General features: G+C 68.6%; 22 protein-coding genes. 16 read left to right on the top strand and 6 right to left on the bottom strand.

Features of this window, described 5'->3' with window-relative positions:
- Positions 1–18: 18 nt before the first annotated feature.
- Together AC1DKN_RS17530 and AC1DKN_RS17525 are read left to right on the top strand one after the other, a co-directional pair.
- Positions 19–1,368: a M16 family metallopeptidase gene (locus AC1DKN_RS17530; RefSeq protein ID WP_243181750.1), complete on the top strand. Its 1,350-nt coding sequence runs from the start codon at positions 19–21 to the stop codon at positions 1,366–1,368.
- Between the two features lie 57 nt (positions 1,369–1,425).
- The gene (locus tag AC1DKN_RS17525) at positions 1,426–1,923 is read left to right on the top strand and encodes a DUF1579 domain-containing protein (RefSeq protein ID WP_476849438.1); all 498 of its coding nucleotides are present in this window, start codon (positions 1,426–1,428) and stop codon (positions 1,921–1,923) included.
- Between the two features lie 4 nt (positions 1,924–1,927).
- Here AC1DKN_RS17525 and AC1DKN_RS17520 read toward each other — a convergent pair whose 3' ends face one another.
- The 3 genes from AC1DKN_RS17520 to moaA form a co-directional block, all read right to left on the bottom strand.
- Positions 1,928–2,209: a hypothetical protein gene (locus AC1DKN_RS17520; protein WP_476849439.1), complete on the bottom strand. Its 282-nt coding sequence runs from the start codon at positions 2,207–2,209 to the stop codon at positions 1,928–1,930.
- Between the two features lie 131 nt (positions 2,210–2,340).
- Positions 2,341–2,607 (bottom strand): MoaD/ThiS family protein, encoded by a 267-nt coding sequence (locus tag AC1DKN_RS17515; protein WP_229992995.1) that lies wholly within the window; start codon positions 2,605–2,607, stop codon positions 2,341–2,343.
- Between the two features lie 7 nt (positions 2,608–2,614).
- Positions 2,615–3,754 carry a GTP 3',8-cyclase MoaA gene (gene moaA, locus AC1DKN_RS17510; protein ID WP_223914007.1) on the bottom strand — a complete coding sequence of 380 codons (1,140 nt, stop codon included), beginning with the start codon at positions 3,752–3,754 and terminating at the stop codon, positions 2,615–2,617.
- 132 nt (positions 3,755–3,886) lie between these two features.
- Here moaA and AC1DKN_RS17505 point away from each other — a divergent pair, with 132 nt between their 5' ends.
- Genes AC1DKN_RS17505 through AC1DKN_RS17475 form a run of 7 tightly spaced genes read left to right on the top strand, consistent with a single transcriptional unit; the run spans position 3,887 to position 10,541 of the window.
- On the top strand, positions 3,887–4,630 hold the full coding sequence (locus AC1DKN_RS17505; RefSeq protein ID WP_079551342.1) for a response regulator transcription factor: 744 nt from the start codon (positions 3,887–3,889) through the stop codon (positions 4,628–4,630).
- Positions 4,617–5,999, top strand: a complete 1,383-nt coding sequence (locus tag AC1DKN_RS17500; RefSeq protein WP_476872029.1) for a sensor histidine kinase — start codon at positions 4,617–4,619, stop codon at positions 5,997–5,999. The genes AC1DKN_RS17505 and AC1DKN_RS17500 overlap by 14 nt, the downstream gene beginning before the upstream one ends.
- Positions 5,987–7,717 (top strand): molybdopterin-dependent oxidoreductase, encoded by a 1,731-nt coding sequence (locus AC1DKN_RS17495; protein ID WP_476872028.1) that lies wholly within the window; start codon positions 5,987–5,989, stop codon positions 7,715–7,717. Before AC1DKN_RS17500 ends, AC1DKN_RS17495 begins: the two co-directional genes overlap by 13 nt.
- Before the next feature lie 26 nt (positions 7,718–7,743).
- Positions 7,744–8,967 (top strand): molybdopterin molybdotransferase MoeA, encoded by a 1,224-nt coding sequence (locus AC1DKN_RS17490; RefSeq protein WP_476872027.1) that lies wholly within the window; start codon positions 7,744–7,746, stop codon positions 8,965–8,967.
- Entirely contained in the window at positions 8,964–9,521 is a 558-nt protein-coding gene (moaC, locus tag AC1DKN_RS17485) for a cyclic pyranopterin monophosphate synthase MoaC (protein WP_476872026.1), read from the top strand. Before AC1DKN_RS17490 ends, moaC begins: the two co-directional genes overlap by 4 nt.
- A complete protein-coding gene (locus AC1DKN_RS17480) occupies positions 9,518–10,030 on the top strand; it encodes a MogA/MoaB family molybdenum cofactor biosynthesis protein (RefSeq protein WP_476849444.1) in 513 nt (170 codons plus the stop codon). The genes moaC and AC1DKN_RS17480 overlap by 4 nt, the downstream gene beginning before the upstream one ends.
- Complete coding sequence (locus AC1DKN_RS17475) at positions 10,020–10,541, top strand: molybdenum cofactor biosynthesis protein MoaE (protein WP_476872025.1); 522 nt, start codon at positions 10,020–10,022, stop codon at positions 10,539–10,541. Before AC1DKN_RS17480 ends, AC1DKN_RS17475 begins: the two co-directional genes overlap by 11 nt.
- A 34-nt stretch (positions 10,542–10,575) precedes the next feature.
- Here the strand turns inward: AC1DKN_RS17475 and AC1DKN_RS17470 are convergent, their stop codons facing one another.
- Positions 10,576–11,034, bottom strand: coding sequence for a Clp protease N-terminal domain-containing protein (locus AC1DKN_RS17470; protein ID WP_476872024.1), 459 nt, complete (start codon positions 11,032–11,034; stop codon positions 10,576–10,578).
- A gap of 9 nt (positions 11,035–11,043) precedes the next feature.
- On the bottom strand, positions 11,044–11,247 hold the full coding sequence (locus AC1DKN_RS17465; RefSeq protein WP_223914000.1) for a helix-turn-helix domain-containing protein: 204 nt from the start codon (positions 11,245–11,247) through the stop codon (positions 11,044–11,046).
- A 205-nt stretch (positions 11,248–11,452) separates the two neighbouring features.
- Here AC1DKN_RS17465 and dapB point away from each other — a divergent pair, with 205 nt between their 5' ends.
- On the top strand, positions 11,453–12,211 hold the full coding sequence (gene dapB, locus AC1DKN_RS17460) for a 4-hydroxy-tetrahydrodipicolinate reductase (RefSeq protein WP_476849447.1): 759 nt from the start codon (positions 11,453–11,455) through the stop codon (positions 12,209–12,211).
- Positions 12,212–12,216: 5 nt separating this feature from the next.
- Positions 12,217–12,699 carry a hypothetical protein gene (locus tag AC1DKN_RS17455; protein WP_476872023.1) on the top strand — a complete coding sequence of 161 codons (483 nt, stop codon included), beginning with the start codon at positions 12,217–12,219 and terminating at the stop codon, positions 12,697–12,699.
- A 96-nt stretch (positions 12,700–12,795) separates the two neighbouring features.
- On the opposite strand, the gene AC1DKN_RS17450 is transcribed toward AC1DKN_RS17455, so the two are convergent.
- Complete coding sequence (locus AC1DKN_RS17450; RefSeq protein WP_476872022.1) at positions 12,796–14,049, bottom strand: heparan-alpha-glucosaminide N-acetyltransferase domain-containing protein; 1,254 nt, start codon at positions 14,047–14,049, stop codon at positions 12,796–12,798.
- Between the two features lie 115 nt (positions 14,050–14,164).
- Here AC1DKN_RS17450 and AC1DKN_RS17445 point away from each other — a divergent pair, with 115 nt between their 5' ends.
- The 5 genes from AC1DKN_RS17445 to AC1DKN_RS17425 all read left to right on the top strand — a co-directional run bounded on the left by AC1DKN_RS17445 (position 14,165) and on the right by AC1DKN_RS17425 (position 21,366).
- Positions 14,165–14,620, top strand: coding sequence for a hypothetical protein (locus tag AC1DKN_RS17445; RefSeq protein WP_476849449.1), 456 nt, complete (start codon positions 14,165–14,167; stop codon positions 14,618–14,620).
- Positions 14,621–14,629: 9 nt separating this feature from the next.
- The gene (locus AC1DKN_RS17440; protein WP_476872021.1) at positions 14,630–15,394 is read left to right on the top strand and encodes a carbon-nitrogen hydrolase family protein; all 765 of its coding nucleotides are present in this window, start codon (positions 14,630–14,632) and stop codon (positions 15,392–15,394) included.
- A gap of 103 nt (positions 15,395–15,497) precedes the next feature.
- Complete coding sequence (gene dapA / locus AC1DKN_RS17435; protein ID WP_223913994.1) at positions 15,498–16,406, top strand: 4-hydroxy-tetrahydrodipicolinate synthase; 909 nt, start codon at positions 15,498–15,500, stop codon at positions 16,404–16,406.
- A 60-nt stretch (positions 16,407–16,466) separates the two neighbouring features.
- Entirely contained in the window at positions 16,467–18,158 is a 1,692-nt protein-coding gene (locus AC1DKN_RS17430) for a ribonuclease J (RefSeq protein ID WP_476849451.1), read from the top strand.
- Between the two features lie 220 nt (positions 18,159–18,378).
- Positions 18,379–21,366: an FtsK/SpoIIIE family DNA translocase gene (locus tag AC1DKN_RS17425; RefSeq protein ID WP_476872020.1), complete on the top strand. Its 2,988-nt coding sequence runs from the start codon at positions 18,379–18,381 to the stop codon at positions 21,364–21,366.
- The last annotated feature ends 20 nt before the right edge of the window (positions 21,367–21,386 follow it).

Genomic DNA, 21,386 nt, shown 5'->3' with positions numbered 1-21,386 from the left:
GTTCAATGAAAGGCCTTGATGACTGTCGTCCCCCTGCCGCTAGAGCAGAACCAGCACGCTGACACCCTGATCCACGGCGCCGACGGCGGCTCCGAGGTGCGACGCTCGGTCCTGCCCGGCGGCGTCCGCGTCCTCACCGAAGCGATGCCCGGCCAACGCTCTGCCACGATCGGTTTCTGGGTCGGCGTCGGCTCCCGCGACGAGGCTCCCGGCCAGCACGGTTCCACGCACTTCCTGGAGCACCTGCTCTTCAAGGGCACCAAGCGCCGCACCGCGCTGGAGATCGCCTCGGCCTTCGACGAGGTCGGCGGGGAATCCAATGCGGCCACCGCGAAGGAAAGCACCTGCTACTTCGCCCGCGTGCTGGACACGGACCTTCCCATGGCGATCGACGTCATCGCGGACATGATCACCGGCGCGGTCCTGGACCCGCAGGAGATGGAGCAGGAGCGGGACGTCATCCTCGAGGAAATCGCCATGGACAGCGACGATCCCACCGACGTCGCGCACGAGAACTTCGTGGCCGCCGTGCTGGGAACGCACCCGCTGGGCCGCCCCATCGGCGGCACGCCGGCAGCCATCCGGGCCGTGGCACGCGACTCGGTGTGGGACCACTACCGCCGCTACTACCGTCCCGACGAGCTCGTGGTCACCGCGGCCGGCGGCCTGGACCACGACGTCGTCTGCGGGCTCGTGGTGGATGCCCTGCACTCCGCCGGCTGGAACCTTGAGGCCGCGGCCGCCCCCGTGCAGCGCCGCTCCACCGAACGTGCATCGATCACCGGCACGGCCGGCCTGCATGTGGTCAAGAGGCAGGTGGAGCAGGCCAACATCATTATGGGTTGCCCGTCGCTGGTCGCCACCGACGGCCGCCGCTTTGTGATGAGTGTGCTCAACGCCGTTCTCGGCGGCGGCATGTCCTCCCGCCTCTTCCAGGAGGTCCGGGAAAAGCGCGGACTCGTCTACTCGACCTACTCTTTCGCCTCCTCCTACGCCGATGCCGGCTATTTCGGCATGTACGCCGGATGCACCCCGTCGAAGGTCCGCCAGGTCATTGATCTGCTGGGCGCCGAACTGGACAAGCTGGCTGCCGACGGAATCTCAGACGAGGAGCTGCGCAAGGCGGAGGGACAGCTGTGCGGCGGAATCGTGCTGGCGCTGGAGGACACCGGTTCCCGGATGTCCCGGCTGGGCCGCGCGGAACTGGTGTCCGGCGAGTACCAGGACATCGATGAGACCCTCCGCCAGATCAAGGCCGTCACAGCCGCGGAGGTCCAGGAGCTCGCCCGTGAACTCGCGGCAGCCCCGCGGACCGTCACGGTGGTCGGGCCGTTCGAGGAAAGCGAGACGTTCGGACTCCTGGCCTAGACATTCCAACTGGCGCGGCGCCATGATGGTGGCGGGGTCACTCGGGAGGAACTCCATATGGGAGAAACTGTGGACCGGCCGCTGCCAGGCAGTGCATGCGAGGCGCTTGAGGCTTTCCTGGGCCATTGGACGGGGACCACGCACTGGGAGGCAACCGCGTGGGGTCCGGCGCGCACCGCGGACACCGAGATTATCTTTTCCCGGGCAGCCGCCGGGCTTGCCGTCGCCCAGAGCTACCGGCACACGGATGCGGACGGGACCCGGTCCGAAGGCCACGGTGTCTTCACGACGGACCCGGACCATCCCGAGACCTTCTGGTACCACGTCAACAGCTTGGGGTTGCCGCCCGAGGGACCCGCGCGCGCCAGCATGGAAGGCGGCACCTTGACCGTGGAACGGCGAAGTGACCGCGGGACCGCACGGCACACCTTCCGGGTGGACGACGGCGAACTCACTCATGCCGCCGGACTCCGCCTGGGCAGGGCGAGCGATTTCACGCCCTTCATGACCACCGTGTGCCGCCGCGTCGCTGAGGGCGCTGCCGTACCGGCGTGAGGTCTTAGGAGGCGGCCTGCAGAATCCGGGTCTTCGGAGTTCCCTCTAGGCCGGGCGCCGCCTCGGCGGAGTTCCAGACCTTCGCCTGAAGATTGGCCAACAAGGCCTCTGCCTGCCCGCGCTGCTCGAAGTCCAGCTCAACGACCACAGAGTGCGGGTCGTCCACGGGTTGGTTGATGCGGTACGCGGTGACGCCCGACGCCGCGCGGTTCACCGGATCACGGTCGAACGCCGCTTTCCACATGGAGAAATCCTTGATCCTATGCTCGATCTGCAAGGTGAACATGCTGCCCTCCTCGTTGGTGTTTGTTGCCCGCCGCGGCGGATATTCCACACTCTAGAACCGGCCAGCTAAACGCGATACCCCGGACTTTGTGAACCCGACATACCGGCTTTATGGAGCCGGGCGTGCCCGGGTTACCCGCCGGCGAACGGCGGCAGCACGTCGACGACGTCGGCCGGCTTGAGCGCCGCGGCATGGTCCCGCACGGCAACTTCGTTGAGCAGGAAGCTGGAGCGGGACAGGATGCGGGCCAGCGGCGGCGTACCGGCCGGCGGTTCGGGGCGCTCGACGGCGAGGATCGCCTCGAGCAGCGAGGCGAGGGTGTCGCCGTCGGCGAGGTCGTAGCGTTCTTCATCCACGCCGGCGGCAGCGCGTGCGGCAGCGAAGTAGCGTACATTCACGAAAAAGTCAGCCTCCGATGGCGCTCATGCTGCGGTCCGGCTGGACGAAGTCGGGCGCGTCGAGGCCCACATGGTCCATGCCGTGGGCCTTGGGCTTGATCCACATGGCATCCTGCCAGCGTTCGGCGAGCTGTTCGTCGCTGGCGCCCTCGCGCAGCAGCCCCAGCAGATCCACTTCCTCGCGCGAGAACAGGCAGCTCATGATCTTGCCCTCGGCGGTGATGCGCGTCCGGCGGCAGTCCGAGCAGAACGGCTCCGTGACGGAGGCGATGATGCCCACAGTGCCGAGCAGAGGGCCGGCGGCGCGGTCGGTGCCGGGAACCCGGGCCCGGACTTCGAACCGTTCCGCCGGGGCGCCGTCGCGGTCCCGCGGGTCGGAACTGAGCACGTAATCGACCGAGAGCAGTTCCCGGATCTCCGCGGCGGTGATCATGTTCCGCCGGGTCCAGCCGTGGTCCGCGTCGAGCGGCATCTGTTCGATGAAGCGCAGTTCATAGCCGCGGTCCAGTGCCCAGGCCAGGAGGGCCGGGGACTCGGCGTCGTTGATGCCGCGCATGAGTACAGCGTTGAGCTTGACCGGGCCCAGGCCTGCGGCCCAGGCGGCGTCGACGCCGGCGAGGACCCTGTCCAGGAAGGGCCGGCGGGTCAGCTTGGTAAAGGTTTCTTCATGCAGGGAGTCCAGCGAGACGTTGATTCTGGTCAGTCCCGCGGCTTTGAGTCCGGCGGCCTTCTTGTCCAGGCCGACGGCGTTGGTGGTCATCGAGATTGGCAGGCCGGGGTGGGCCTGGCGGAGCGCGGCGATGATCTGCAGCAGGTCCGCCCTCACCAGGGGCTCGCCTCCGGTCAGCCGCAGTTCACGCACGCCGAGCATGTCGACGCCGATCCGCACGATCCGGACTATTTCCTCCGCGGACATCACCGCCTGCTTGGACAGCCATTCCAGGCCCTCGGCCGGCATGCAATAGGTGCAACGCAGATTGCACTTGTCCGTCAGTGAGAGGCGCATGTCCGTGGCACGGCGGCCGTAGCGATCCACGAGCCCTGCAACCAGGCCCTCCGGACGCCCGGACAGTGCGGCTGCAGCAGGCACTCCCGCTCCGGGACTGCCTGCCGCGCGGGGCTGGGGCATACCCAGTTGAACTGTCATAGAGTCAGGCTACGCCACCTCGCTGCCCACGTCACAGCCGCATGCCGGCACGGATATTACGGATTCGGGAACGATGTCCGGCGGGGGTCCGGAGCCCTGCCCGGACCGTGGCCGCGAACCTATGCTGGAAGCGTGAACAAGACCCAGCCGGCCCCGGACGCAACGGAGTACCGGCGCATCCTCCTCGTCGAGGACGAACCGACCATCGCGGGAGTGGTCCGGGACTACCTCGTCCAGGCTGGATACCAGGTGGTCCTCGCCGCCGACGGGTTCACGGCCCTGCGCCTTGCGGCCGAACGCCGCCCGGACCTCGTCTTGCTGGACCGCATGCTGCCGGGCCTGGACGGTGTGGAAGTCTGCCGCCGGCTCCGTGCCGCACACAGTGTCCCGGTCATCATGCTCACTGCCCTCGGAACGGAAGACGACCGGATCCTCGGCCTGGAAGCCGGCGCTGACGACTACGTCACCAAGCCATTCTCGCCCCGCGAGCTGGTACTGCGGGTCCGTTCGGTCCTGCGCAGGAGCATTCCCGAATTCAGCCCGGAGCCCTCCGTCGAAGTGGGCGGTTTCGACCTCAACCCGGCCGCACGCACCGTCTCCCGCCATGGCAGGCCCCTGGCGCTGACGGCCAGGGAGTTCGACCTTCTGGCCTTCATGCTCCGCCGTCCCCGGCAGGTCTTCAGCCGCGAGGAACTCATGAAAGCCGTCTGGGGCTGGGACTACGGGGACCTGTCCACTGTCACGGTGCACGTGCGGAGGCTGCGGGAGAAGATCGAGGACGACCCCACCCGCCCCTCCGTCCTGAAAACGGTCTGGGGCGTGGGTTACCGGCTGGACCCCAGCGATGAGGAGGAGTCCGCCGATGCAGACCTCTGAACTCCTGACCATCATCGGCTGGGCCCTGGCCTGGGGAGCCGTGATCGGGGCCGCGTCGCTGCTCATCCTGAAATCCCTGCGCCGGGCCTCGTTCGCGGTCCAGATCTGTGTGGTGGTGCTCGCCGCCGTGGCGGTCCTGACGGCCGGAATGGTCAGCGCCTTCAACGCGATGTTCATCTCGGCCCGGGACCTCGAAGTGATGTGGTACGTCCTGGCCGTGGCTTCCGCCGTGGCTGTTTCGATCGCGCTCGTGCTCGGAGCGAGGGTCTCGGGGAACGCCAAGGCGCTGGTCGAGGCTGCCCGGAGCATCGGCCGCGGCGAGAGCCCCGGGATCCAGTCCCCGGTGATGAGCCACGAACTTGCCGCCCTCGCCGCCGAGCTCGAATCCAGCAGCCGGATGCTGGAGGCCTCCCGGCAGCGGGAGGCCGCCGTCGAAAACGCCCGCCGCGAACTGGTCAGCTGGATCTCCCACGACCTGCGGACGCCGCTGGCGAGCATGCGCGCCATGACCGAGGCCCTGGAAGACGGGATGGCCGCGGACGTCCCCGCCTACTACCGCAAGCTCATCGCGCAGACCGACCTCATGGCCGGCATGGTCAACGACCTCCTGGAACTGTCGAAGATCCATGCCGGAACTATGCGGCTCAAGGCCGAGCCGTTGGACCTGTACGACCTCGCCAGCGACGCCATTGCCGACCTCGCCGCGCTGGCGGAGCAGCACGGCATTACGCTCGACGGCGGCGGCCAACGGGAAAGCCTGGCCCTCGCCGACGGCCCCTCGATGGGGCGTGCCATCCGAAACGTCGTGCTCAACGCGATCGTCCACAGCAGACCCGGCTCCCGGGTCACCGTGGAAGTCGGCCGGGACGGTGACCGGGCCGTCGTCGCGGTCACCGACGGCTGCGGCGGGATCGCGGAAGCGGACCTCCCGCATGTGTTCGAAACCGGCTGGCAGAAGGACCCGGCGCGGCGGCAGACCGGCCGTTGGGCCGCCCCGGACGACGGACTGGACGGAATGGCCCCTGATGGCGCGGCCCCGGGCGACGGCTTCCGGGCGCCCGGGCCGGATGAGCCGGCAGGCGTCATGCGCTACAGCGGCGCCGGCCTTGGCCTGAGCATTGTCGCCGGAATCGTCAGCGCCCATCAAGGCACCGTCACCGTGGAGAACGTCGACGGCGGATGCCGGTTCTCGCTGCTGCTCCCCGGCCAGGGAGCCGCCGGCCAGAAGCCGGGTGGCAGCCACGGCACTTCTGCCGGGGAGCCTGCTGCCGGGGGAGCAGCAGCCCCGGCAGCAACAGCCGAGGGAGCACACAACAGGATTCCGCGCGACGCGGTAGAGGAAAAACTCCGGACGGGATGGGCACAGTGAGCAGCGGCGTCGGCTTTGACGGGCAGGGGAAGGAAACCGGCGGCACACTCGCCGGCAGGGGACAGCAGCATACGGAACCGGGAGTCCGGCAGCGGCAGTCCCGGGACCTGTGGGCCGCCGGGGCCGGACTGGTGGCCGTGGGGACGGCGGTGGTCCTCGGTGAACTCACGGCCAGCCTGGTGAGCCCCACGGTGTCTCCGGTGACGGCCGTCGGCGGGGCCGTGATCGACACCGTCCCGCCGGGCGTCAAGGTGTGGGCCATTTCCTTGTTCGGCACGGCGGACAAGGCGGCACTGCTGGGCGGCATGGCACTGGTCATCGCCGCGCTCGCGGCGCTCTCCGGAGTCCTCGAAGTGCGGCGCCGTTTCGCCGGGGTGATTCTCATCGCGGTGTTCGGCGCGGTAGGGCTCGTGGCCGTGCTGAGCCGGGCCGACCTGACCGCCAACGCCGTCCCCGTCCCGGTGCTGGTGGCACTGGTGGGGATCGCGCTGTTGCGGTGGCTCATCCGGAAACTATTGGAGTGGCAACCCGATGCCGGCCGGCGACCGGCGGTGGCGTCCGGCCCGCCGGAGACACCACCGGTTGAGCCGGCCCCGCAGGACGCCCCTACCGTGGCGCCTGCAGATGCCACAGCCAACGAAGCCGGGCCCGCCCGGCGCCGGTTCCTGCTGGCGCTGGGCGGGACAGCCGCGGTTGCCGCCGTCGCCGGTGTGCTCGCCTCCACCCTCAGGGGAGCGGCCGCCGTCGTCAGCGACGTGCGCAGCAAGCTGGTCCTCCCGGTGCCCGCCGCTCCCGCGCCGCCCATCCCGGCCGGCGCTGAGATCCGGCTGGACGGACTGGGCCCGCTCGTGACGCCGAACAGGGATTTCTACCGGATCGACACCGCCCTGCGCGTCCCGCTGGTGGATCCTGCGGAATGGACGCTGAAAGTCACGGGCCTGGTGGAACGGGAGATCGAGCTCGACTTCGCCACCCTCTTGGCCAAACCCCTGACGGAACGGCACGTGACCATCGCCTGCGTCTCCAACGAGGTCGGCGGGGACCTGATCGGCAATGCCCGCTGGCTCGGCTGGCCGGTGCGCGAACTGCTCGACATGGCCGGCCCCAAGCCCGGGGCGGACATGGTGCTCTCCCGGAGCACGGACGGCTGGACGGCAGGGACCCCGCTGGAGGCCCTCACGGACAACCGCGACGCGCTGCTGGCCGTCGCCATGAACGGGGAACCGCTTCCGCTCGAACATGGATTCCCCGTCCGGATGATCGTGCCCGGGCTGTACGGCTACGTCTCCGCCACGAAGTGGGTCACCGAGCTCAAAGTGACCCGGTACGCGGACGACGTCGCCTACTGGACGCCCCGCGGCTGGAGCGAGCGCGGGCCCATCAAGACATCGTCCCGCATTGACGTGCCGCGCGACGGGGCCAACGTGAAGGGCGGGACGGTTGTCTTCGGCGGCGTCGCGTGGGCCCAGCACACGGGCATCGGCAAGGTGGAGCTGCGGGTCAACCGCGGCGACTGGCATCAGGCCGAGCTGGCCCCCGGCATCTCCAAGGACACCTGGTACCAGTGGAAGCTGGCCTTGCCGCTGGAGCCGGGACAATATGAGGTCCAGGTCCGGGCCACAGCCCTCGACGGCGTGCCGCAGGCCGAGGAATCCGCACCGGTCGCGCCGAACGGAGCCACGGGTTACCACACGGTTAGAGTTGACGTGAAGTCCTAGCGAGCCGAGCAGAGGTCAGGAAACGCATGCACCGCACCGAGACAAGGCATGTCAGCGTTCAAGCACACCGGGACAAGGTGCGGGTCCTGCTGGCCCCCCTACGCACCGAGGGGCGGGTGGAACGGCTCCCGCTGCTCGAAGCCTTGGGCCGGGGGCTCGCCGCCGACATCCTGGCGCCGCTGGACCTTCCCCCCTTCGCCAACTCGCAGATGGACGGCTTCGCGATCCGCAGCGCCGACGTGCCCGACGGCGGCAGGGAACTGCGTGTCGTCGCGCCCGTCCCGGCCGGAGCCACACCGGCGGAACTGGCCGCCGGCACGGCCGCTCCGATCATGACCGGCGCGATGATGCCGGCCGGGGCCGACGCCGTCGTTCCCATCGAGCAGGCCGTGCCCGATTCCTTCCCGGTGCCGGGGGAGCCCGCCACGGTCCACTTGCCGGCCGCCGCCGCCGGAACGTTCGTGCGCGACGCCGGCAGCGACATCCGCTCCGGCGAGCTCGCCCTCAGCGCGGGGACCTTCCTCGGCCCCGGCCAGCTGGGACTGCTGGCGGCGATGGGCTACACGGAGGTGCCCGTCCGTCCCTCCCTCCGGGTCCTCCTGGTCACCACCGGCGACGAGGTGGTGGAACCGGGCAGCCCGCTCGGACCGGGCAAGATCTTCGACTCCAACGGCACACTGCTCGAGTCCTCCATGCGCCAGGCCGGGCTCCAGGTCACACGGACCGGCGTCTCCACGGACCAGCCGGATGAGCTCGCCGCGTTGCTGCGCCGGCACGCCCCCGCCGCGGACCTGATCGTCACCACCGGCGGCGTCAGCAAAGGTGCCTACGAGGTGGTCCGGCAGGCAATGGCCGGACACGACGTCGAATTCGGCGCCGTGGCGATGCAGCCGGGCGGCCCGCAGGGGATCGGCAGCTTCGACGGCGTCCCTGTGCTGGGGTTCCCGGGCAACCCGGTGAGCTGCCTGGTGTCCTTCGAAATGTTCCTGCGCCCGGTCCTCACGGAACTGTTCGGCGCCCCGGCGCCCCGGCCTGCCGTCCGCGCGCGCCTCGCCGAACCGCTGACCTCCCCGGCGGGCAAGCACCAGGTGCGGCGCGGCACGCTGGCTCCGGACGGCACGGTCAGGCTGGAGGGCGGCGCGGGCTCCCACTTGGTTCATGCCCTGGCCCGTTCCAACGCCCTCGTCCACGTGCCAGAGGGAACAGCGGCGCTCGCAGCGGGCGACGAAGTGGAAGTATGGATCCTGTGAATGATGTAGAAAACCCTGAAGCGGATGCCGCGCCGGCGGACAAAGGCGAAGCGGGCAACGGCGAAGCGGACAAAAGAGCCGTGGGCAACACCCGCCTGACCCACCTCCGCCACGACGGCACGGCCCAGATGGTGGATGTGTCCAACAAGGCGCAGTCCACCCGGGAAGCCACGGCCACCGCGACCGTCCGCAGCACGGCCGAGGTCCTGTCCCTCCTCGGCGGCGGTGAGCTCCCGAAGGGCGACGCCCTGGCCGTGGCCCGCATCGCCGGGATCATGGCGGCCAAGAAGACGCCGGACCTGATCCCGCTCTGCCACCCGCTGCCGATCGCCAAGGTCACCATCGACTTTGAGCTCGACGCCGACGCCGTGACAATTTTCGCCACGGTCAAGACACGCGGCGTCACCGGGGTCGAGATGGAAGCCCTGACTGCGGCGACGGTCGCGGCACTGAGCGTGTACGACATGATCAAGGCCGTGGACAAGCACGCGGTCCTGACCGATATCAAGGTGCTCGCCAAAAGCGGCGGCAAGAGCGGGGACTGGACCCTATGAACATGCCCGAACCCCACCGCCATGGCGAAGCCACGGGCCGCAAGGCCGGTGTCGTGATCGCCTCTACCCGGGCGGCCTCCGGTGTCTATGAGGACCTCACGGGCCCTGTGATCATCGATTGGCTCACCGAGCACGGCTTCGAGCCGTTTCCCGCCATGGTGGTGCCGGACGGGGCGCCGGTCGGGGCCGCGCTGAGGGCCCTGCTGAGCCAGCAGCCGGCCGTCATCATCACCAGCGGCGGCACCGGGCTGAGCCCCACCGACGCAACGCCGGAGCAGACGCTGCCCCTGCTGGACCGGGAAATCCCGGGCATCATGGAGGGCATCCGGAACGCCGGAACGGCCAAGACTCCGATGGCCATGCTCAGCCGGGGCCACGCGGGCGCAGCCGGACAGACGTTCATCGTGAACCTGCCCGGATCCCCGAAGGGTGTGATGGACGGCCTGGCCGTGCTGGATCCCATCGTTGGACACCTTTGCGACCAACTGGAAGGCAGCCATGGGCACTGATACCGGATTTGAAATCGTGCACGCCGTGCTGAGCGCCGAACCCATCTCGGTGGAGCAGGCCATCGCGGCGGTGGAGTCGGACACGGCAGGAGCGGTGGTCAGCTTCAGCGGCGTCGTCCGCAACCACGACGGCGGCAAGCAGGTCTCCCGGCTCAGCTACAGCGCCCACCCGACGGCGCACCAGGTGATGGCCGACGTCGTCGCCGGGCTTGTGGCGGAGCACTCGGTCCCGGCCGGGAATGCCGCGCCCGGCGGATCTCCGGAGGACGCCGCCGGCGGCGCCGGCGCCACCCGGGACGAGCGGCAGCCGGTGCGGATCTGGGCGGCCCACAGGATCGGCATGCTGGAGATCGGCGATCCGGCCCTGGTGTGCGCCGTCTCGGCGGCCCACCGCGGCCAGGCCTTCGCCGTATGTGCAGAACTCGTCGACCGGATCAAGGCCCGAGTGCCGATCTGGAAGGAACAGTTTTTCGCCGACGGCACCGTGGAGTGGGTCGGCGCCGGCGAGTAGACGCCGTGGTGACCGGCAGGAAGCCGGCTCCGGATCAGGAGGAAATAACCCTGCGCCGGACCCCCGCCCGGTCGACCCCCAGTTCCTTGAGCAGCACGGCTGCCGGATCGTGTTCCTGGCAGTCCAGCAGCGACAGCAGCAGATTCGCGGTGGTGATTTGTCGTGACTTCTGGTCCATGGCGTACCGAAGCATGCCTTCCATTACCGACCGGGCGCCCGAGCTGAAGGGCGGCTTCTTCCCCCGGCTGGGCATGGGGACGCGCTCAAAGCCGTGGGCATCTATACCGATTGATGTGAGTGCCGTGCGGTCAAGCCTCGCCGCCGCGGCCCGTGCCTGATCGAGCGTGACATCCAGAAGGGCGGCGGGACCAGGATCGTGGAGCGCCCCCAACAGCAGATGATCCGTGCCCAGCCGCTTGTCGCCGCTGCAGCGGGCCTCGTCCATGGCGAAGCCAACGATCTTTCGGGTGTCGTCGGCAAATCGTTCAAACATGGCTTGATCTCACTCTCGGTATTTTGCGTGGACGGACTGCCGCGAGACGCCCAGGGCGTCGCCGATCTGCTCCCAGGTCCATCCCCGCTGTCGGGCAGCTCTGACCTGCGCTGCCTCGACCTGTTCTGCCAGGCGATGGAGGGCGCCGACCGCCCGCAGACCGACGGCGGGATCGAGTGAATGAATATGCGCGGACAGGTCATCGGTCTCCATGCCTGTCAGTTTAGATTGACAGGCGCAGGGCGTCAATCCAGCCTGACAGGCCTGGGTCGGCGTGTGACCCATCGAGCCGGCGGGCCGGGCCTTGCGGAACGTTGCTCACGCCGCGTGGCGGTCAGGCTGTCGCCCCCGGCGGCGGCCCTGTAACCAAGCGCCGCCGGTTCCGGAACGCAGCGGCCCCGGCGGTAGGGTTGATGGCATGACCGAACAACTCTCCGTCGCCGTGCTGGGCGCCAGCGGGCGCATGGGCGCAGAGGCCGTGAAGGCCATCGACGCCGCCGCGGACCTGACGCTCGTCGCGGCCCTTGGCCGCAACGACCCCCTCGACTCCCTTGTCAGCTCCGGCGCGCAGGTCGTGGTGGACCTGACCGTCCCCGAAAGCACCGAGGCGAACGTTCGCTTCGCCGTCGAGCACGGCATGCACGCCGTGGTCGGCACCACCGGCTGGGATGCCGGCCGGCTCGCGGGGCTGGAAGAACTCCTCGCCAACCGGCCCGGCGTCGGCGTCCTGATCGCCCCGAACTTCGCCCTCGGCTCCGTCCTGGCCTCCGCCTTCGCCGCCAAGGCGTCCAAGTACTTCGAATCCGTTGAAATTATTGAGCTGCACCACCCGGACAAGGTCGACGCGCCCTCCGGCACGGCCGTGCGCACGGCACAGCTGATCTCGGCCGAGCGCTCCGAGGCTGGCGTGCCGTCCAGCCCGGACGCCACCACCTCGGAACTCGCCGGTGCCCGCGGCACCGACGTCGACGGCATCCGGGTCCACAGTGTCCGGCTGGCCGGTCTTGTCGCGCATCAGGAGGTCCTGCTGGGCGGGCCGGGGGAGCAGCTGACCATCCGCCACGACTCGTTCGACCGTGCGTCCTTCATGCCCGGCGTGCTGCTGGGGATCCGCAGCGTCGCCGCTCACCCCGGTCTCACCGTGGGACTCGACGGCTACCTGGACCTGGGACTCTGAGCCCGATGTCCGCTGCCTTGACAGCCCTGAAAGCGAACCGCACCAAGATCTGGGTGGGGGCCGTCACCCTGCTGCTCGTGTTCTACCTGGTGGTGTCCCTTCAACGTTCCGTGCTCCTGATGTCCGACCCCAGCCTCGTGGCGAAGGCGATCGGCGTCGCCTACCTGGTGCTGCCGGTCATCGGGGCCTGGGCCCTGATCCGGGAACTGCTGTTTGGTGCCCGCACTGAGCGGTTGGCAAAGATCCTCGAAGCCGAGGGGGGCCTGCCGGAGGACACTCTGCCGCGCACGCCCGCCGGCCGGATCGTCCGCGAAGCCGCCGACGCCGAATTTGAGAAGTACCGCGCTGAGGCCGAAGCTGCCCCCGAGGACTGGCGTTCCTGGTTCCGGCTCAGCTGTGCGTACGATGCTGCCGGCGACCGCAAGCGCGCCCGCGCCTCAATGCGCGACGCCGTGCGAATGTTCCGCGCCGGGGAGCAGAAGAACTAGCCGGACACCGTTTGCCGGGCCGCGCCGGGCCCGGCGGCGGAACTTAGCGCACGACCCGGCGGCGGAACTTAGCGCACGCGTCGAGGCCGGCGGAACTTAGCGTACGCGCCGAGGCCGGCGGACTTGGGCCGGCTGGTGCCGGCCCGCCTGGCTGGCCGCATGGGTCGCCCACTCCAGCGGCCCGCGCCACGCCATGGCCGCGAAGACTCCGCCGGCCACCAGCATCCCGACAGCCTGCGCGAAATACACACCCTCCACGGTCCAGCCCGGCATCAAGGGCTGGTCGTGCAGGGCGGCCATGATGCACAGGTGAGCCGTGTAGAGGCTCAACGTCATGGCCCCGGCTCCGCGCAGCGGCAGCAGCAGATCCAGTTCCAGCCAGTCGCCCAGCCGGCCCAGCAGCAGGCACAGGCCGATCACGGCGGCAGCGGCCCCCGAGGTGTGCAACAGATCCAGCGTGGTGCCGGAGTGCGGTGCACTCGTGGCCAGCCACCACACTGAGCCTGACTGGTCGATGCCGGCCAGGTTGACCTGCAGCAGGCTCTCCAGCGGGTAGGCGGGATCGCCGATATGCGCCTGAAGGGCCTGCCTGCCGCCCCAGTCCTCCAACGTGAGCGTCCCCAGCCACTTGGACATGACGGCCACCACCGTGCCGGCAGCAACGAGCAGGAACGGCACGGCCGCTTTCCACAGCGCCATCCGACCGATCACCAGCCCTACGAGGAGATAAGCGATCCACTGCAGGACAGGGTAGTAGCCCGTGAGAAAGAGGTCGCCCAGCAGCCTGGCCGGGGCGGCCAGATCCTCCCAGCTTGGGTTGTGCCCCAGCCGCAGGGGCGGATCGGCGGACAGCAGCCACGGCCGCAGGAGGTAGGCCAGAGCGGGGGCAGCCAGTATCCAGAGGACCGAGAGTGCGGCCAGGCGTTTCAGCCCAAGCCCGACAAAGGGCAGCACGCACAGGAACAGCAGGGCGTAGTGGACCAGAATTATCGCGATGTTGACTTCCAGCCCGCCCAGGGAGAGCCCGACGGCACCGATTACGAGCGCCCGCAAGGCGATGCCTCTGCGGGCACCCCGCAGTTCGGCGCCCTCAAGCGGCTGCTGTTTCCCCGTGGACAAGGCGAGCCCGACTCCGGCCAGCACGGCGAACAGCGCGGCTGCACGTCCGGAAAACGCCAGGCCGATCCAGGTGGGCGTGAGCTGCGGGTCCGGCTCAAAGGTTGCCAGCACGTGGGTGGCCATCATGGCCAGCAGGGCCAGGCCGCGCGCGGCGTCGATGCCGGCCAGCCGGACGCCGGGGGGAGTGCCCCGGACGGTCCGGGAAGCCGTAGTCATTCCGCGCGCCGTCATCATCTGATCGTCTCACGATCGGCCCGGTGACCGTCTCATCTTCGGCCTGCCCGCAGCCCCGATCCTTCTCCGGGCATCCCTTGTATTCGAATATATGTTCGAATACGATGGGCGCATGAACGACGCCCCAGAGCCAGCCTTCCTGAAGCCCGAATTCACCGGCCGGGAATCCACAAGCCGACAATTTCCGGGCCCGGATCCGTCGGGCCCGCAACTGAACAGCGCGACGCCTGGCGGACGGACGAACGGTGGCGAGCCGGCGGCCGGCGTCCTCAAAGCCATGAGCCCGGGCGTCGTGGACTTCCTCTTCCGGCGCTTGGTCGCCGGGGAGCCGGCCGAGGACGTTCAGTGGGGGAAGGAAGGTGCGGCGCTGGCCGCGGTGCCGCCGGGAGCTGAGCTGGCCCGGCGGCTGGCCGAGACGGACCTCGACGCCCTCACTCCAACCGAACTGTTCGACTACGTGCGGGCGGCCCAGCGTCTAGCCGCCTGGGCAGAGGCCCTTCGCGAAACCGCCGTCGGGCGTTACTGCTCGGCACCTTCGGCTCCCTCCGGCGAAAGACGGGGTGCATAGGATGGCAGGGTGACCACTGGCTCAATCACCGCGCTGACGCTGTCCGCCGTCCAATACCAGGCCCTGGATGGTGGCGTTGCCACCAACGTGCCCGAGCACATCCGGCTGATCGAAGACGCCGAGTCGCATGGAGCCCGGCTTGTCATCTTTCCCGAACTCTCGCTGACGGGATACCGGCTGGACCTGCTGGACGGACCCGGGGAGTGGCTGAGCGCGGCTGACCGGCGGCTGGACGGCATCCGGGAAATCTGCCGGCGCACCGGAATAACCGCCGTCGTCGGTGCCGCGTTCAAAGACGCGGACGGTACTCCGCGGCTGGCCGCCCTCGCGGTCCATCCAACAGGCTCCATCGAGACCAGCTTCAAAACGCATCTGCACGGACCGGAGCAGGATCTCTTCGTGGCCGGCAGGAATCCAGCGGTTCTGGAGATCGACGGCTGGAAGGTCGCCCTGGCGATCTGCTTCGACGCAGCGCGCCCCGGCCATGCGGAATGGGCCGCGGACGCCGGGGCGGACATCTATGCCGTCTCGGCCCTCTACACGGCCGGCGAAGACCACCGGCTGGCACTGCATCTCGGCGCCCGGGCCATGGACAACCGGATGTTCTCCGTCCTGGCGAACCTGGCGGGCGCCACGCCGCTCGGCCCTTCGTGTGGCCTGAGCGGGTTCTGGGGTCCCGACGGGCTCCCGCTCCGGCAGGCGGCCGGCACCGGCACCGAGGTGCTGACCGCGAGCCTCCAATACAGTGTGCTGGCGCGGTTTCGGCGGCCCTGAGTCCGGCCGGGCGGCCGAAACGTGACGCACGGCCGCCGAGTTTGACGTTCGTCACACCGCCGCCATTGTCCTAACATGCCGCAGACAAGGTAACGTTTTTCATATGGCTGACTCTGATATTCGCTCTTACACGTTCGGGACCCTCGTGACTGCCATGGTCACGCCTTTCACATCGGACGGTGAGGTCGACTACCGGCAGTCGGCGGAACTGGCGAGCAAGCTCGTCGACGACGGCAATGACGCCCTCGTGATCTCCGGCACCACGGGTGAGACCTCCACGCTCGAGGACGACGAAAAAGAGAAGCTCTTCCGCGTCATCGTCGAGGCCGTGGGCGACCGCGCCAAGGTCATCGCCGGAACCGGGACCAACCACACCTCGCACTCGATCGAGATGGCCAAGCGCGCCGCCAAGGCCGGAGCCCACGGCCAGCTGATCGTCACGCCGTATTACAACAAGCCCAGCCAGGCCGGTATCCAGGCGCACGTCGAGGCCGTGGCCGACGCCGCCGACCTCCCCGTCATGGTCTACGACATCCCCGGCCGCGCCGGCGTGCCCATCCTGCCCGAGACCATGATCCGGCTCGCCGACCACCCCAGGATCGTCGCCCTCAAGGATGCCAAGGCCGACTTCAACGCCCTCACGCGCGTCCTGGCGAACACCGATCTTGATGTCTACTCCGGCGACGACGGCCTCACGCTGCCGTGGATGGCCGCCGGTGCCGTCGGGCTGGTCAGCGTCTCCGCGCACGTCGCGACGCGGCAATTCCGTGCGCTGATCGATGCCGCACTTGCAGGCGATTTTGCTACCGCCCGCACCCTACATTTCGAACTGGACCCCGTGGTCCGCGCAGTGATGACCCACATTCAGGGTGCTGTCGCTGCCAAGCAGGTTCTTAAGTGGCAGGGAGTCCTGCCCAACTCGGTTGTCCGTTTGCCCCTCGTGGAGCCGGGCGAGGCCGAGATCGCAACCATCCGCGAGGATTTGGCGGAAGCGGGGATGGTCTTTTCCTGATCGGGAGCCAATCCTGATGGTTAAGAACCAGCCCGGCTTCAGCCTGGAAAGTAGTGCACTATGACCCAAACCGCCCTTCCCGGCCTTGTCACGCCGCCCCGCCTCCCGAAGAACACCCTGCGGATCGTACCGCTCGGCGGAATCGGGGAAATCGGTCGAAACATGACCGTTTTCGAGATCGATGGCAAGCTCCTCATCGTTGACTGCGGCGTCCTCTTCCCCGAGGAGACCCAGCCCGGCGTCGACCTCATCCTGCCGGACTTCTCCTACATCGAGAACCGTCTCCAGGACATCGTCGCGGTAGTCCTGACCCACGGTCACGAAGACCACATCGGCGCCGTCCCCTACCTCCTGCGCCTGCGCGCCGACATTCCCATCGTCGGTTCACAGCTGACACTGGCCCTCATCGAGGCCAAGCTGCAGGAACACCGGATCAAGCCGAACACGAAGATCGTCGTCGAGGGCCAGGTCGAGAAGTACGGGCCCTTCGAATGCGAGTTCATCGCCGTCAACCACTCCATCCCGGACGCCCTGGCCGTGTTCCTCCGCACCTCGGGCGGCACCGTCCTGCACACCGGTGACTTCAAGATGGACCAGCTGCCGCTGGATGGCCGCATCACCGACCTCCGGCACTTCGCCAAGCTGGGCGAAGAAGGCGTGGACCTGTTCATGTCGGATTCGACCAACGCCGACGTCCCGGGGTTCACCACCGCCGAGAAGGAAATCGGACCCACCCTGGACCGGCTGTTCGGGCAGGCCTCCAAGCGCATCATCGTCGCCTCCTTCTCCTCGCACGTGCACCGCGTCCAGCAGGTTCTCGACGCCGCCGCCAACCACAACCGCAAGGTTGCCTTCGTGGGCCGCTCCATGGTCCGGAACATGGCCATCGCCGCGAAACTGGGCTACCTGGAGGTCCCGGCCGGGATCCTGGTCGACATCAAGAACATCGACAACCTGCCGGACAACCGGGTTGTGCTGATGTCCACCGGCTCCCAGGGTGAGCCCATGGCCGCCCTGTCCCGCATGGCCAACGGCGACCACCGCGTCGTCGTCGGCGAGGGGGACACCGTCATCCTCGCGTCCAGCCTGATCCCGGGCAACGAAAACGCCGTCTTCCGCATCATCAACGGCCTGCTGAAGCTCGGCGCCGACGTCATCCACAAGGGCAACGCCAAGGTGCACGTCTCCGGCCACGCTGCCGCCGGCGAGCTGCTGTACTGCTACAACATCCTTGAGCCGCTCAACGCCATGCCGGTGCACGGCGAAACCCGCCACCTCATCGCCAACGGCAAGATCGCCCTCGAATCCGGAGTGCCGGAGGAAAGCATCCTGCTCGCGGACAACGGCACAGTGATCGATCTTCGCGACCACCAGGCCGACATCGTGGGCCAGGTCGAGGTTGGCTTCGTCTACGTCGACGGCTCCAGCGTCGGCGAGGTCACCGAAGCAGACCTCAAGGACCGTCAGACCCTCGGCGATGAGGGCTTCATCTCCATCATCACGGTCATCCACCGTGCCACCGGCAAGGTGGTGTCCGGGCCGGAAATCCACGCCCGCGGCGTGGCCGAGGACGATTCCGTCTTTGACGAGATCATCCCCAAGATCAATGAGGCCCTCGAAGAAGCCGTGCTGAACCGCACGGACCACACGACGCACCAGCTGCAGCAGGTCGTCCGCCGGGTCGTCGGCACGTGGGTCAACCGCAAGCTCCGCCGCAAGCCCATGATCATCCCGGTGGTCCTTGAGGCGTAGGCCTCAGTTGGTTCGCCGGGCGTAAGCCTCAGGTGGTTCACCGGGCGTAAGTCCTTCACGCGCACCCGGCGCATGCCTGGTCAACGGCCTTCCCGGCCATCCCGCAGCCTGAGCGCCGCGGGAGGCGGGGGAGGCCGTTCCCGTTGGTGGTGGCGGCAACATGATCCCGGACGCCCGGAAATTCGGGGTTTTCGGCCCGGCATCCGGTACCGTGGCGGGTATGGCGACTCGTACTTCTTCCGCGCCTAGAGGAAACTCAAGCGGCAAATCAGGCAGTTCTCCCGGCCGGGGGTCCCGTCCCGCTGCATCCAAATCCGCCCGGCCGCGGGGAGCCGCAGGTGGCACCGCAGGTGGGACCGCAGGTAGAAACACAGCCACCGCGCGGACCCGGCAGTTGGCCGTTGTTGAGCCGCACCAGCCCTGGGTGGTGAGGGTGCTGGCCGGTGCCTGGCTGGGCATCGCCCACGTGATCGGCGCCGGCATCCGGCGGGTCGGCCACGACGTCAGCGACCTAGCCCCCGAGGACCGCCGCGACGGCGCCGCCCTGTTCAACCTGGCCCTGGGAGTCTTCGTTGCCACCTTCGCGTGGTGGGGGTTCCAGGGCTGGCTCCCTGACCTCGTGTTTGCGATCGTCAACGGCACGTTCGGCTGGATGGCCCTGCTGCTGCCGCTCATGCTGTTCGTGTGCGCCTTCCGCCTGTTCCGCCAGCCCGACGACGGCCGCGGCAACAACCGGGTCGGCATCGGTTTCCTCATCATGACGTTCGCCGGTTCCGGGCTGGCCCACATCATTGGCGGCCAGCCGACCGTCGCCGACGGCTTCGACGGCCTGCGCCGGGCCGGCGGCATGCTCGGCTACCTCGCCGCCGCCCCGCTCGCCGCCGTGCACACCGCCGTCCCCGTGGCGGTCTACGGCCTGCTGGCCTTCACCTCGCTGCTGATCGTCACCGCCACGCCCTTCGGCGCGATCCCTGGCCGCCTGCGCGACGCCTACGAGCACCTGATGGGCATCGACCTGCAGGACGACGACGGCGGCGACCGCCACGACCGCAGCTACCTTTACGAGAACGACGCGCCGGCCCCGCCCAGGAAGAAGCGCAAGCGCCTCTTCGGCAAGGACCACGACGACGAGTCCGGTCTGGAAGGCTACGTCGGCGACGAGGCCTTCGAACGCGCCCTCATCGCAGATGATGAAGCAGCGGACGCACCTCCGGCCAAGGGCACGAGGGGCAAGGCGCGCTCTGGCGTCGCAGCCGACGCCGCGCCCGATGTCGCGCCCGGCGTCCGCCGTCCCACCCAGGCCGAGATCGCCGTCGAAAAGATCAAAGCCGCCCAGGGGCTCGGGATGGCAGGATCAGCCGGCGCTGCGGCGGAGTCCAGCGGCGACGCCACCGAGGCCATCCCGCTGATCACTCCGGGGATGGTGGCCGCGGGATCGCTCAATGCCGCCGCTGCGGCCGCCAAGGTCCCCTCCAACCCGGTCGCGCCCGCACCGCTGCCCACCCCCATTCCGCAGCGCACCGAGCAGCTTTCCCTGGCCGGCGACGTCACTTACACCCTGCCGGCGTCGGACGTGCTGACACCCGGTTCCATCCCCAAGGAACGCACCGAGGCCAACGACGCGATTGTCGCCTCGCTCACCGAGACCCTCAACCAGTTCAACGTGGAGGCACAGGTCACCGGCTTCAGCCGCGGCCCCACCGTGACCCGCTACGAAATCGAGCTGTCCCCGGGCACCAAGGTGGAACGGGTCACCGCCTTGTCCAAGAACATTTCCTATGCCGTGGCCAGCTCGGATGTCCGCATCCTGAGCCCTATCCCGGGCAAGTCGGCCATCGGCATCGAAATCCCCAACACGGACCGCGAAACCGTGTCCCTGGGCGACGTGCTCCGCAGCCAGAACGCCCGCCGCACCGACCACCCCATGGTCATGGGGGTCGGCAAGGACGTCGAGGGCGGGTACGTCGTGGCCAACCTGGCCAAGATGCCGCACCTGCTCGTGGCCGGCGCCACCGGTGCCGGTAAGTCCTCGTTCGTGAACTCGATGATCACCTCCATCCTGATGCGGGCCACCCCGGACGAGGTCCGGATGGTCATGGTGGACCCCAAGCGCGTGGAACTCACCGCCTACGAGGGGGTCCCGCACCTCATCACCCCGATCATCACCAACCCGAAGAAGGCGGCCGAGGCCCTGCAGTGGGTGGTCCGGGAAATGGATGCCCGCTATGACGACCTCGCCAATTACGGCTTCAAGCACATCGATGACTTCAACAAGGCTGTCCGGGCTGGCAAGGTCCACCCGCCGGTGGATTCCAAGCGCGTCATCAAGCCGTACCCATACCTGCTGGTCATCGTGGACGAACTCGCCGACCTCATGATGGTGGCCCCGCGCGACGTCGAAGACTCGATTGTCCGCATCACGCAGCTGGCCCGTGCGGCCGGCATCCACCTGGTCCTGGCCACCCAGCGCCCGTCGGTCGACGTCGTGACCGGCCTGATCAAGGCGAACGTGCCCTCCCGCATGGCCTTCGCCACCTCCTCTGTCACCGACTCCCGGGTGGTCCTGGACCAGCCGGGCGCCGAGAAACTCATCGGCCAGGGGGATGCCTTGTTCCTGCCGATGGGGGCCTCGAAGGCCATGCGTGTCCAGGGTGCCTGGGTCACCGAGTCCGAGATCCACAAGGTCGTCGAGCACGTCAAGGGCCAGCTCAAGGCCGTCTACCGCGACGACGTCGCGCCCGAGGCGCAGAAGAAGCAGATCGATGACGACATCGGGGACGATCTCGAGGTCCTGCTCCAGGCAACCGAGCTCGTGGTCACCACCCAGTTCGGCTCCACCTCGATGCTCCAGCGCAAGCTCCGCGTCGGTTTCGCGAAGGCCGGCCGTCTCATGGACCTGCTCGAGTCCAGGGGAGTGGTGGGGCCCTCCGAAGGTTCCAAGGCGCGCGACGTGCTGGTCAAGCCCGATGACCTCGCCGCAGTGCTGGCCGCGATGAAGGGACAGGACGGCCCGGTGTCCGCCGACTCGCAGACCGCGGCGCTGAGCGATAACGCCAACGCGAACATCGCCCAGGGCGGTTACGCCGAGGACCTCGTGGCGGCGGACCTTGAGAACCGCACCCAGGCGATCGACTACCACGACGGCGCCGACGGCGGTTCCGGCGACGAGGACGGCTCAGAGGACGCCTGGTCGCTCACCGGCCGGTAGCGCAGACGGTAGCCTAAGAA

Source organism: Arthrobacter sp. 01N444 (assembly GCF_056399305.1).
This window is presented reverse-complemented; position numbering and strand designations above follow the sequence as displayed.